Source organism: Pseudomonas asplenii, assembly GCF_001293465.1.
GTDB classification, from domain to species: Bacteria; Pseudomonadota; Gammaproteobacteria; order Pseudomonadales; family Pseudomonadaceae; genus Aquipseudomonas; species Aquipseudomonas fuscovaginae_B.
Map to the genome: position 1 here is coordinate 162,146 of NZ_JSYZ01000025.1, position 12,807 is coordinate 174,952.

Genomic DNA, 12,807 nt, shown 5'->3' on the forward strand with positions numbered 1-12,807 from the left:
AATGGGCCGGCACTACCGCCACATGATCAACCGCCCCCCTCTGGAGTAACCGCTACATGGATGTACGCCACCTGTTCCAACCTTCGCTGCTCGCCCTCTGCCTGCTGGCCGGCGCCGCCCAGGCCCATGTCCACGGCGGTGCCGAAGAATCCAAGAGTTTCGTCCCGGCCCCGCCCGACGAACCCTACGAGCGCAGCCTGCTCGAGTGTGTCAGCGACCAGGACACCCAGCCGGCCCGGTTGCTCTCCGGCCTGGGCGGCACCCGCTACCCGCTGGTCGCCCTCAAGGACGCCGACAAGGTCGAAGCCTTCTACAGCCAGGGCATCGCCCTGCAGTACGGTTTCAACTTCGCCGAGGCCATCCGTGCCTTCTACCAGGCCAGCCGCGTCGACGAGGGCTCGGCGATGCCGTACTGGGGCATCGCCTTGTCGGCCAACTCGAACATCAACAGCGACGCCACCCTCGGCTGCGATCGCCTGGCCTATCGCTCGGCCCAGATCGCCCTCGAAAAGGCCAAGGCGCGCCAGGCTGATCCGCTCGCCAAAGACAAGTTCAGCCCCCGGCAATTGCAGCGCGAAGTCGACTACGCCAGTGCGTTCCTGAGCCTGTACACACTCAAGGAGGGCAAGGTACTCCTCGGCAGGGAGGGCAACGAGCGCTACGCCGAGGCCATGAAAAAGCTGTCGCAGACCTACTTCGACGACCTGGATGCCGCCACCCTGTACGCCGATGCCCTGCTCAACCTGGAACCGTGGAAATGGTGGAAAGGCTCCGCGGCGACCTCCAACGACGTCGAGCCGACCCAGCACGCCTACGAGGCCCTGCAGGTACTCAACCGGGTGCTGGTCCAGGATCAGTTCCACACCGGCGCCAACCACTTCTACATCCACGCCATCGAAGAGTCGCCCTTCCCCGCCAGCGGCCTGCCGATGGCCGAGCGCTTTCGCGACCAGAACCCGGCGATCGGCCACCTGGTGCACATGGCATCGCACATCTACCAGCGCATCGGCAACAACGCCCTGGCCAGTGTCACCAACTACACCGCGGTGTCGGTCGATCGCGCCTACACCCATCAGGTCAACCCGCAAAGCCCCTACCCGCTGCACTACCTGGGGCACAACATCCACTTCCTGACCTGGACCCTGTCCATCGAGGGCCGGCAGAACGAAACGATGAACATGGCCGAGGAACTGGTGGAAAACACCACCCGCTACGCCGCGCTGGATTTTCTCTGCAAGCAGTACCCTGACGAGATCGCCACCAAATCCGACTACTTCTACGCCGTACCCTATTACTTCGCCGTACGCTTCCAGGACTGGGACGCGCTGGCGCGGATCGAGCCGAAAATCATCGCCGGCCTCAAGACCATCAACGACACCTGCACCGCCGCGACCAAGGGCAGTCAGACACCCTGGGTGGAACTGACCGCTCCTTACACCCAGGCCATGAAGGCCTATGCCGACGCCTACAAGCAACTGGCCCAGCCAGGAGCCGACAGCGGTAAGGCAGGTGAGGCACTCAAGGGATACTGGCAGACGGTCGACAACAGCCTCAAGGGTGACAAGCCCCTGAAGTACGGCAACAACGACGCCCTCCAGCTGTTCCGTATCGCCAACCTGATCCTGCTGAACAGGGCCCAGGCCAGCAGCCAGGGCAAGCTGGACCTGATGGCCCTCAAGGAAAGTGCCGCCCAGGTGCTCACCAAGGCACCACAACAGGACCTGCTCACCGACCTGAAGGCCCTGCAGGGCGACAACCCGGCCCAGGTGATCGCCGCCTGGCGCAAGGCGGTCGAGATCCAGGACCAACTGGCCTACAACGAGCCGCCGGACTGGTACTACACCCTGCGTGAATCCCTCGGCTATGCGCTGCTGGAACAGCAGCAGTACGCCGACGCCGAGCAGGTGTTTCGCGAAGATCTGGCACAGAACCGCCTCAGCGGCCGCTCGCTCAACGGGTTGAAGCTGAGCCTGGAGAAACAGCCGGGCAAGAGCGTGCCCGCGCTGCTCGACGAGCAGCTGCAGACCGCCTGGCGCAACGCGACCATCAGTGCCGCGCCATACTGACTATCTGCGTTTGTAGCTCTTGCTGCCACCGGGCGTCAGGCGGTAGATCCCAACTCGGGGCCCGGTGCAGTAACTGCCATTGCCGCCTCAACCCGGCATGCATTGGAAGTCGCCGGTATGGGCCACTTCCTTGCCATGAGCGTCCAGCAGGCGAGCACTGACTTCCTGGCCCAGGCTCGACTCCACCAGCTTGTAGTGTTCACCGGCCTTGAACTGTTTGTAGGAGACCTCTCCCGAACAGTCTTCCTGATTACCATCGCCGACCGGAATCTCCACCAGCATCACATCCAGCTTGTGGGATCCGGGCGTCACTTCGAAGAAGCGTCCGTCATCGATCGGCTTGCCATCGACCTTCTCGGCCAGCAGGTCATTCGGCGCTTCCTCCTGCAGCCCGATCCAGGCCTGGTGCGGGTCAGCCTTGGGCATTGGGCCGGCGCAGGCCGAAAGCAGGACGGCCAGGCCCAGGGTGGGAAGCAGCATCAGCGGTTTGAGTGTCATGCAGGGTCACCTCGAAGATAAAAGAGCCGTCAGATGCAGGAGAACAGATGGGACTGGGCCAAAGGCTTGCCGTGGTCGTTGACCAGGATCGCGCCGACATCGCTGCCCGAACCGGACTGCACCAGGTGGTACTGCCTGCCAGCCTTGAACTGGTCGTACTCGACATGCCCGGTGCACTCCGGCTGGTCGAGGTCACCGTTGGCGCCCTGGATCAGGGTCACTTCCAGATCATGCTTGCCGGGCGCCACTTCGAAATAGCGGCCGTCGTCCACCCGCTTGCCGTCCACCCGTTCCGCCATCAGGTTGTCGCTCGACTGGCCCTGCAGGCCGATCCAGGCCTCGCTCGGGTCAGCCTTGGGCAGGGGGCCGGCACAGGCCGAGAGCAGGCAGACCAGGCCCAGGGTCGGAATCAGCAGCAGCGGTTTGTGGTTCATCGTATGAACTCCTCTCACATTCATCTGGGGTTTCGGTAGACGGGATCGCCGTCGGATCGGCGCCAAGAGTGGCGAGATAGAGCGGTTTTCACAAATGAAGGGAAATGAAGGGAATTTAAGTCGTTACCTAAAAGATCCTTCATGTTGGTGAAAGCCAAACGTTAGGTTCCAGCGGCAAGACTGCCGGGGTTTGCAATTCCACTCCCCGGAGGTTCAAGGCATGCTCGGGCTGGTAAAGACCGCACTGCTCAAGCCGTACACGTTCATCGTGTTGGCGATTTTCATCTGCATCATCGGGCCGCTGGCGGCCCTGCGTACGCCCACTGACGTGTTTCCCGATATCGGCATCCCGGTGGTGGCGGTGGTCTGGCAGTACAACGGCCTGTCCCCCGACGACATGGCCGGCCGGGTGATCTATACCTACGAGCGCTCGCTGAGTACCACGGTCAACGACATCGAGCACATCGAGTCGCAATCGTTGCCCGGCATGGGCATCGTCAAGATCTTCTTCCAGCCCGGCGTCGATATCCGCACCGCCAACGCCCAGGTGACAGCGGTGTCGCAGACCGTACTGAAACAGATGCCGCCGGGCATCACTCCGCCGCTGATCCTCAACTACAACGCCTCGACAGTACCGATCCTGCAGATGGCATTCTCCAGCCCAACCCTGTCGGAAGCGAAAATCCGCGACCTGGTGCAGAACAACATCCGCCTGCCGTTGACCTCGGTACCCGGCCTGGCCCTGCCGACCCCGATGGGCGGCAAACAGCGCCAGATCACCCTCGACCTCGATCCCCAGGCGCTGGCCGCCAAGGGTCTGTCGGCCCAGGACGTCGGCAATGCGCTGGCGGCGCAGAACCAGATCATCCCGGTGGGGACCGCCAAGCTCGGCCCCTACGAATACACTGTGCTGCTCAACAACAGCCCGAAGGTGATCGACGAACTCAACGACCTGCCGATCAAGACCGTCGACGGTGCACTGATCACCATCGGCCAGGTGGCCCACGTACGTGACGGCTCGCCGCCACAGACCAACGTCGTGCGGGTCGACGGCCGGCGGGCGGTGCTGATGCCGGCGATGAAGAACGGCAACATCTCCACCCTGTCGATCGTCGACGGCATCCGCAGCATGCTGCCGCTGATCAACGAGACCCTGCCGCCAGAGTTGAAGACCTCGCTGCTGGGCGATGCCTCGGTGTTCGTGAAGGAATCGGTGGGCAGCGTGGCCCGTGAAGGGATCATCGCCGCCCTGCTGACCAGCGCGATGATCCTGCTGTTCCTCGGCAGCTGGCGCTCGACCCTGATCATCGCCGCCTCGATCCCGCTCGCGGTGCTCTCGGCCATCGCGCTGCTGGCGGCCACCGGCCAGACCCTCAACGTCATGACCCTCGGCGGGCTGGCGCTGGCGGTGGGGATCCTGGTGGACGATGCGACGGTGACCATCGAGAACATCAACTGGCACCTGGAACAGGGCAAGGCGGTGAAGACGGCGATTCTCGACGGCGCCAGACAGATCGTCGGCCCGGCGTTCGTCTCGCTGCTGTGTATCTGCATCGTGTTCGTGCCGATGTTCATGCTGCAGGGCATCGCCGGCTACCTGTTCCGGCCGATGGCCCTGGCGGTGATCTTCGCCATGGCCAGCTCGTTCATCCTGTCGCGGACCCTGGTGCCGACCCTGGCGATGTTCCTGCTCAAGCCCCACGTGCTCGAGGGCGGTCCCGGCCACCATCCGGAAGATGCGTTCATCAATCATCACGAAGGCGATCAGCACGGTCGCCAGCGCCATGCGCTGCTGCAGGGCCTGCTGAACTTCCAGCAGAGCTTCGAGCGCGGCTTCTCCGCCGTGCGCGACGTCTACCATGGTCTGCTGACCCTCGCCCTGGGTTGCCGCCGGCGCTTCCTGCTCGGTTTCCTCGGCTGCGTGCTGGCCTCCTTCGCCCTGCTGCCGAGTCTGGGCGAGGACTTCTTCCCAGCCACCGACGCCGGCGCCCTGGCCCTGCATGTGCGCCTGCCACTGGGCTCGCGGATCGAGGAAAGCGCCGCGGCCTTCGACCGTATCGAGGCACGGATTCGCGAGATCATTCCCGCCGAGGAGCTGGAAAACATCGTCGACAACATCGGCATCCCGCTGAGCGGCATCGACATGGCCTATAGCAGCAGCGGTACCATCGGCCCGCAGGACGGCGATATCCAGGTGACGCTCAAGCCCGGTCACAAGCCGACCGCCGACTACGTCAAGCAACTGCGCAGCGCCCTGCCGGAAAGCTTCCCCGGCAGCCAGTTCGCCTTCCTGCCCGCCGACATCAGCAGCCAGATCCTCAACTTCGGTGCCCCGGCGCCGCTGGACGTGAAGATCTCCGGCCGCAGTGCCGAGGAGAACCGCAAGTTCGCCGTGGAACTGCAGCGTCGCCTGCAACACGTGCCGGGCATCGCCGACCTGCGGATCCAGCAGTCCGAGGGGTATCCGTCGCTGCAGGTAAACGTCGACCGGATGCGCGCCAAGGGCCTGGGAATCACCGAACGTGACGTCACCAACAGCATGGTCGCCTCGCTGGCCGGCAGTTCCCAGGTGGCCCCGACCTTCTGGCTCAACCCGGCCAACGGCGTGTCATATGGCGTGGTCGCGGCCACTCCGCAATACCGCCTCGACAGCCTGCCCGCGCTGGAAGCCCTGCCGGTGACCGGCAGCAACGGCCAGTCGCAGATCCTCGGTGGCCTGGCGACCATCAACCGGGTCCCCAGCCCGGCGGTGGTGACCCACTACAACATCCAGCCGACCCTGGATCTCTACGCCAACGTCCAGGGCCGTGACCTGGGAGCGGTGGCCCATGACGTGCAGAAGATCCTCGACGATGCGGCATCGCTGCGGCCCAAGGGGGCGGTGGTGAGCCTGCACGGGCAGATCGACGCCCTGCATGAAGCCTTCAGCGGCCTGAGCTTCGGCCTGCTCGGCGCGGTGGTGCTGATCTACCTGCTGATCGTGGTCAACTTCCAGTCCTGGATCGACCCGTTCGTGATCATCACCGCCCTGCCCGCGGCCCTGGCCGGGATCGTCTGGATGCTGTTCCTCAGCGGCACCTCGCTGTCGGTGCCGGCGCTGACCGGTGCCATCCTGTGCATGGGCGTGGCCACCGCCAACTCGATCCTGGTGGTGAGCTTCTGCCGCGAACGCCTGGCCGAGCACGGCGATGCCCTCAAGGCCGCCCTGGAAGCCGGCTATACCCGTTTTCGCCCGGTCTGCATGACCGCCCTGGCGATGATCATCGGCATGCTGCCGCTGGCCCTCTCCCAGGAACAGAACGCCCCCCTCGGACGCGCCGTGATCGGCGGTCTGATCCTGGCGACCACTGCCACCCTGCTGTTCGTCCCCGTGGTGTTCAGCCTGGTGCATGGTCGCCGACAACCCCTTCGCGCCGTAGCTGGAGAAATGACTCATGACTGATCGCAAACCCTCGGGCAAACGCCTGCTCTACCTGGGCGTCGGCGGCCTGACCCTGGCAGCGCTGCTGGTGGCCAACGGGATTGCCGCGCGAACCCGCCACGAACGGGACGTGACCGCCTGGACCGAAGCCGCCGCCGTGCCAATGGTCAGCGTGTTCCAGCCAACGCAGAACGCTGCCGGCGACACCCTGCGCCTGCCGGCCCGCCTGGAGGCCTGGAGCAAGGCGCCGATCCATGCGCGGGTCAGCGGCTACCTCAAGGACTGGACCAGTGACATCGGCAGCCAGGTCCAGGCCGGCCAGGTCCTGGCCCGGATCGACAGCCCGGACCTCGACCAGCAGGTTGCCCAGGCTCATGCCCATATGCTGCAGGAACAGGCCAACGCGCGCCTGGCGCAGACCACCGCGACCCGCTGGAAGAACCTGGTGAGCACCCATTCGGTGTCACAACAGGAGGCCGATGAAAAGAGCTCCAACGCGGCGGCGGCACGGGCCAATGCCCAGGCCGCCGAGGCCGACTACGCACGGCTGGCGGCGCTGGAGGCCTACAAGACCATCCGCGCCCCGTTCAGCGGCACCATCACCGCCCGCAACACCGACATCGGCCAGTTGATCAAGGCCGACAGCGACAGCGATCCGGAACTGTTCGATATCGCCGATACCCACCAGTTGCGGCTGTATGTGCCAGTGCCGCAGAACTACGCCAGCGTCATTCGTCCCGGCCTGCAGGTGCGGTTGAGCGTGCCGGAACACCCCGGCAAGACCTTCAGCGCACGCCTGGTGGGCAATTCGACAGCCGTGGATGCGCGCTCCGGCACCCTGCTGGCGCAGTTCGTCGCCGACAACCCGGACAACGCCCTGCTGCCGGGCGACTACGCCGAGGCGACTCTCCCGGTGCCGGCCGATACCCAAGGCGTGAGCATTCCCGCCAGCGCCCTGATCTTCCGCGCCAAGGGCACCCAGGTGGCGGTGCTCGATGCGCAGAAACACGTGCACCTGCGCGATATCCATATCGGCCTGGACCTGGGTGAACGCCTGGTCATCGACCAGGGCCTGAAGCCCGCCGACACCGTGATCGACAACCCGCCGGACGCCTTGCGCGAAGGTGACCTGGTGAAACTCGCCGACGCCGGAGGACAGCATGCCCGCAAAGCTTAAACTCGGCGCCTGGCTGCTATTGATCGCCGGCCTGCAAGGCTGCTCGCTGGCCCCGACCTACAAGGTGCCGCAGATCGACCTGCCGGCGCAGTACCGCGAACAGACCAGCGACGGCCCCTGGCACCTGGCCAGGCCTGGCGACCCGTTGTCCAGCCAGTGGTGGCTGCTGTTCCAGGACGAGCACCTGAACGACCTGCAACAGCGCCTGCTCACGGCCAACCCGGACCTGGCGGCGGCCCTGGCCCACTATGACGGTGCCCAGGCCTACGCCAGCCAGTTGCATGCCGGGTTGTTCCCGCAGATCAGCGCGAGTGCCCAGCCCGAACGCCAGCGGCAATCGGACAACCGCCCACTGCGCGGCAGCACCCAGCCTTCGGTGTACAACAGCAACACCGCCGGTTTCGCGCTGAACTTCGACCTCGACCTGTGGGGCCGTATCCGCAACCAGGTCGCCGCCGGCGACGCCCAGGCCCAGGCTTCGGCCGACGACCTGGCGGTGGCACGGCTGAGCCTGCAGCAACAACTGGCAAGCCTGTACATCCAGCTCAATGGCCTGGATGCCCAGAGCCGGATTCTCTCCAGTTCGCTGGACGACTACAGCCAGGCGTTGCAACTGACCCGTGATCGCTACGAAGGCAAGATCGCTTCGGAACTCGACCTGACCCGTGCCCAGAGCCAGTTGGCCGAAGCCGAGGCGCAACTGGACGAAGTCCGTGGGCAACGCAACCTGGCCGAGCATGCGATCGCCGAACTGGTCGGGGAGTCGGCGAGCAACTTCCAGCTGGCCGCGACCCCGCAGATCCTGGCGATTCCCCAAGTGCCGGGCGCCTTGCCGAGCAACCTGCTGCAACGTCGTGCCGACATCGCCGCCGCCGAACGCCGGGTGTTCGCCGCCAATGCCGGGATCGGCGTGGCCAAGGCCGCCTGGTACCCCGACTTCAGCCTGACCGGCCTGGTCGGTGGCCAGACCCAGGGTGTCGGTAACCTGCTGTCGGCGGGTAACCGTTACTGGGCGCTGGGGCCGTTGGTCAACCTGCCGATCTTCGATGGTGGGCGGATCAGTGCCCAGGAGCAGCAGGCCAAGGCCGAGTTCGAGGAAGCGTCCGCCCAGTACCGCAGCCATGTATTGCGGGCGGTGCGGGAGGTCGAGGACAACCTGGCGCAACTGCGCGACCTGCAGCAGGAAGCCCGGGACGAACAGGCTGCGGTGAATGCCGCGCAGCACACCCAGACCCTGGCGATGAACAGCTACCAGGCTGGCGCGGTGAACTACCTGGATGTGGTCACCGCGCAGACCGCCGCCCTGCAGGCGCAACGACAGTTGCAGGCCCTGCAGACCCGGCAGTTGCAGGCCAGTGTCGGGCTGATGGTGGCGTTGGGTGGGGGCTGGAGCCCGCAGGGCCAGGGCTGACGCTGGAAGCAGGCTCGCGGATGTAAACCAGATCACTGTTCAACATCGCAATTGCTGGCAACGGCCGATGGGGCATTCGACCGGTGTCGGCCTGTGGATCTGATTTACAGCTTCAACACCTGGCCGTCCACGGCGTCGCCAATCGTGAGGAAATGCCCGCCGGCGACATGGTGCAAGGTGCGCAGCGAGTCGTGTCCTTCAAAGTGCCAACGCCCGTCACTGAACACCCGCGAATCGGCCTGGGCGGCGATCACCTCGCCCAGGAACAGGTCGTAATGCTCCTGGTTGCGCGGTTCCGGCAGCAGGCGGCATTCGAGCCAGGCGACACAACCTTCCACCAGCGGTGCGTCGAGATGCTCGCCCTTGAAGGTCTGCAGGCCATAGGCATCGAACTTGTCGCGACTGTGGCTCTGGCCCAGTTCCAGGCCGGAGGTGGTACCCACGGTTTGCACGATGTCCGCCTGGGCGACGCAGGGTACGTGCAGCACGAAGATGCCCGAGGCTTCCAGCAGGCGCCGGGTCCAGGTCGACTTGTCGAGCACCACCGCCACCTTGGGCGGCTCGAAATCCAGCGGCATGGCCCAGGCCGCAGCCATGATATTGCGCTGCCCATCGTGTGCCGCACTGACCAGTACGGTGGGCCCGTGGTTGAGCAGGCGGTAGGCTTTGGACAGGGGCACGGCAAGGCGGTGGGCGGCGGACATCGGGGAAAATCCTGACAGGGCAAAGATAAATATCCTAGGGGAGCGCGTAGGAGAAACCCAGCCCCGTCCCGGTAATTCAAGCGCAAGAGTCGGAGTGTGGCGCCACGGTCAGCGCAGCAGACTGTTGGCCTGAACACAGCTCAAGGCCCTCATATCATGCACACCCTGATACACGCACTCGACTGGCAGGCGATCGGCCAGGACCTCGACCGGCAGGGCAATGCCCTGCTCCCAGGCCTGCTGAGCCCCGAACAGTGCCGGGAGCTGGTCGCCCTGTATCCGCAACAGACCGCGTTTCGCTCGCGGGTGGTCATGGCCCGCCACGGTTTCGGCCAGGGCGAATACCAGTACTTCAACTACCCACTGCCAGCCCTGGTGCACCAACTGCGCACGGCGCTCTATCCGCCCCTGGCCCTGATCGCCAACGACTGGAACCGCCGCCTGCAACTGAACGATGTCTACCCGATCACCCACCAGGCCCTGCTGCAGCGTTGCCATGCCGCCGGCCAGCAGCGCCCGACGCCGTTGCTGCTGCAATACGGCGCCGGCGACTACAACTGCCTGCATCAGGACCTGTACGGCGAACAGGTGTTTCCCCTGCAGGTTGCCATCCTGCTGTCCAGGCCCGGGCGGGATTTCACCGGCGGCGAATTCGTCCTCACCGAACAACGTCCGCGCAGGCAGAGTCGCCCCCAGGTGGCCGCGCTGCAACAGGGTGACGGACTGATCTTCGCGGTGGCGCAGCGGCCGGTGGAAGGCACTCGCGGCTGCTACCGGGTGAACATGCGCCATGGCGTCAGCCGCGTACACTCGGGCCGCCGGCACACCCTGGGGATCATCTTTCACGACGCCACCTGAACAGGCAGTAGAATTCAACCGCAAGACTCGGGGTTCCCCGTTTTGGCCAGCGCCGCAGACTGAGCGAAACCGGCTTATCCGACAGGAGAACAGCATGAACACTTCGACCCAGGTCGCTTCACGCCAGGCCAGCACCGTGGAAAACGACCCACGCTGGCAGGCAGTCCTGAACCGCGACGCCAGTGCCGACGGCGACTTCGTCTACGGCGTGCGGACCACCGGCGTGTATTGCCGCCCCAGCAGCAGCGCAAGGCGCCCACGGCCGGAGAATGTCGAGTTCTTCGACAGCGCCGAACAGGCCGAGGCCGCCGGTTACCGACCCAGCCGCCGGGCCGCCGCCGACCAGACCGCCAGCCACCAGCAGCAGGTGGCCCTGGTCACCCGCGCCTGCCAATTGATCGAGGCATCGGACAGCCTGCCCTCGCTCACCCCCCTGGCCGAGCAGTTGGGACTGAGCCCGTTCCACTTCCACCGGGTGTTCAAGGCCCATACCGGCCTGACACCCAAGGCCTACGCCGCCGCCCACCGGGCCGGCAGGCTGCGGGCACAGTTGGCCCGTGGCAGCTCGGTCACCGATGCGCTCTACGGTGCCGGCTTCAATGCCAGCAGCCGCTTTTACGCAGCCAGCGATGCAGTGCTGGGCATGAAACCGTCCGACTACCGGGCCGGTGGCAGCAATACCGAAATCCGCTTTGCCATCGCCCAGTGTTCCCTGGGGGCGATCCTGGTGGCACAGAGCGAGCGCGGGGTCTGTGCCATCCTCCTGGGCGACGATCCAGAGGCACTGGCGCGGGACCTGCAGGACAAGTTCCCACGGGCCCACTTCATCGGTGGCGATGCCGACTTCGAGCAGTTGGTGGCCAAGGTGGTGGGCTTTGTCGAAGCCCCGGCGATTGGCCTCGACCTGCCACTGGACCTGCGCGGCACGGCCTTCCAAGAGCGGGTCTGGCAGGCGCTGCGCACGATTCCGGTGGGCAGCACCGCCAGCTATGCCGAGATCGCGAAAATGATCGGCGCGCCAAAGTCCTTCCGTGCCGTGGCCCAGGCCTGCGGGGCCAACAGCCTGGCGGTGGCGATTCCCTGCCATCGGGTAGTGCGCAGCGATGGCGACCTGTCCGGTTATCGCTGGGGCGTGGAACGCAAGCGGCAGTTGCTCGACCGCGAGGCGCAATGATGGTCCGTGGGTCGCGCCTTGGCTGCCGGCGCGACCCTGCCGAGCCATCACCGGCAAAGAAGGATTGCAAGCTAACGATCTCCCCCCTTACCCTTCCCCACCCATCCGCGCATGCCCAAGGCTTCAGCTTCGATGTCCTCCGTATTGAGTGTCCTGCTGCCCATCTTCGCCCTGATCCTGGTAGGCTTCATCTGCCGTCGCACCCACCGCCTGGGGCCCAACGCGGCCTCGGAGATCAATCGCATGGTGGTCTGGCTGTGCCTGCCGGCGTTGCTGTTCAAGGCCACGGCGACAGCAACCTGGGAGCAGATCTGGCATCCCGGCTTCGTGCTGGCGTTCACCCTGAGCACCCTGGCGATCTTCGCCCTGACCCTGCTGCTGCGTTGGCGCAAGGCCGGGCATTTCGCCGATGCCAGCATCGATGCCCTGAGCGCGTCCTATGCCAACACCGGCTACATCGGCATTCCGCTGTGCGTGATGGTGCTCGGCCAGAACGGCCTGGAACCGGCGCTGATCGCTTCGCTGCTGGTGGTCTGCGTGCTGTTCGGCCTGGCGCTGGTGTGTATCGAGATCGGCTTGCAGGCCGAGCGCCAGGTGCACCGGATCGTCTTCAAGGTGCTGCTGGCCCTGGCGAAAAATCCGCTGGTGGTGTCGCCGCTGCTCGGTGCCCTCTGGGCCTGGGGTGGCGCCCCGCTGCCGGCACCGGCGGAGAAGTTTCTCAGCCTGCTCGGCGCGGCGACCATCCCCTGCGCGCTGATTTCCCTCGGACTGTTCCTGGCGCACAAGCAACAGGGTCCGCGCCAGGGCGTGACGTTGCTGGTGCTGCTCAAGCTGGTGGCGCACCCGCTGCTGACCGGGTTCCTGGCGTTCAGGGTGTTTCATCTGCCGCCGCTGTGGGCCAACTCGGCACTGCTGCTCAGTGCCCTGCCCACCGGCACCGGGCCGTTCATGCTGGCCGAGTACTACAAGCGTGAAGCCTCGCTGGTGTCGAGCACGATCCTGGTCTCGACCCTGGGCTCGCTGGTGACCCTGTCGATCTGCCTGTACCTGATCGGCAACTGAGG

At 65.5% G+C, this 12,807-nt stretch carries 10 protein-coding genes; 7 read left to right on the plus strand and 3 right to left on the minus strand.

The genetic code is table 11. The features are described 5' to 3' along the window. Window positions 1-56: 56 nt before the first annotated feature. Window positions 57-2,066: a hypothetical protein gene (locus tag PF66_RS27460; protein ID WP_054060371.1), complete on the plus strand. Its 2,010-nt coding sequence runs from the start codon at window positions 57-59 to the stop codon at window positions 2,064-2,066. An 87-nt stretch (window positions 2,067-2,153) separates the two neighbouring features. On the opposite strand, the gene PF66_RS27465 is transcribed toward PF66_RS27460, so the two are convergent. Together PF66_RS27465 and PF66_RS27470 are read right to left on the minus strand one after the other, a co-directional pair. Continuing rightward, on the minus strand, window positions 2,154-2,564 hold the full coding sequence (locus tag PF66_RS27465) for a hypothetical protein (protein ID WP_054060372.1): 411 nt from the start codon (window positions 2,562-2,564) through the stop codon (window positions 2,154-2,156). 29 nt (window positions 2,565-2,593) lie between these two features. Next, window positions 2,594-2,998 (minus strand): hypothetical protein, encoded by a 405-nt coding sequence (locus PF66_RS27470; RefSeq protein ID WP_054060373.1) that lies wholly within the window; start codon window positions 2,996-2,998, stop codon window positions 2,594-2,596. A gap of 220 nt (window positions 2,999-3,218) precedes the next feature. On the opposite strand from PF66_RS27470, the gene PF66_RS27475 reads away from it, so the two are divergent. From PF66_RS27475 to PF66_RS27485, 3 genes are read left to right on the plus strand one after another with little or no spacing between them, the layout of a single operon-like run. Then, complete coding sequence (locus PF66_RS27475; protein ID WP_054064401.1) at window positions 3,219-6,440, plus strand: efflux RND transporter permease subunit; 3,222 nt, start codon at window positions 3,219-3,221, stop codon at window positions 6,438-6,440. After that, the gene (locus PF66_RS27480) at window positions 6,433-7,596 is read left to right on the plus strand and encodes an efflux RND transporter periplasmic adaptor subunit (RefSeq protein ID WP_054064402.1); all 1,164 of its coding nucleotides are present in this window, start codon (window positions 6,433-6,435) and stop codon (window positions 7,594-7,596) included. The genes PF66_RS27475 and PF66_RS27480 overlap by 8 nt, the downstream gene beginning before the upstream one ends. Beyond that, window positions 7,580-9,007 carry an efflux transporter outer membrane subunit gene (locus PF66_RS27485; protein ID WP_054064403.1) on the plus strand — a complete coding sequence of 476 codons (1,428 nt, stop codon included), beginning with the start codon at window positions 7,580-7,582 and terminating at the stop codon, window positions 9,005-9,007. The genes PF66_RS27480 and PF66_RS27485 overlap by 17 nt, the downstream gene beginning before the upstream one ends. 104 nt (window positions 9,008-9,111) lie before the next feature. Here PF66_RS27485 and PF66_RS27490 read toward each other — a convergent pair whose 3' ends face one another. Then, entirely contained in the window at window positions 9,112-9,711 is a 600-nt protein-coding gene (locus tag PF66_RS27490) for a flavin reductase family protein (protein ID WP_054064404.1), read from the minus strand. A 156-nt stretch (window positions 9,712-9,867) separates the two neighbouring features. On the opposite strand from PF66_RS27490, the gene PF66_RS27495 reads away from it, so the two are divergent. The 3 genes from PF66_RS27495 to PF66_RS27505 all read left to right on the plus strand — a co-directional run bounded on the left by PF66_RS27495 (window position 9,868) and on the right by PF66_RS27505 (window position 12,805). Then, window positions 9,868-10,569, plus strand: a complete 702-nt coding sequence (locus PF66_RS27495) for a 2OG-Fe(II) oxygenase (RefSeq protein WP_054064405.1) — start codon at window positions 9,868-9,870, stop codon at window positions 10,567-10,569. 94 nt (window positions 10,570-10,663) lie between these two features. Beyond that, window positions 10,664-11,743: a bifunctional DNA-binding transcriptional regulator/O6-methylguanine-DNA methyltransferase Ada gene (ada, locus tag PF66_RS27500; protein ID WP_054064406.1), complete on the plus strand. Its 1,080-nt coding sequence runs from the start codon at window positions 10,664-10,666 to the stop codon at window positions 11,741-11,743. Between the two features lie 132 nt (window positions 11,744-11,875). Continuing rightward, window positions 11,876-12,805 carry an AEC family transporter gene (locus PF66_RS27505; protein WP_054064407.1) on the plus strand — a complete coding sequence of 310 codons (930 nt, stop codon included), beginning with the start codon at window positions 11,876-11,878 and terminating at the stop codon, window positions 12,803-12,805. Window positions 12,806-12,807 lie beyond the last annotated feature (2 nt).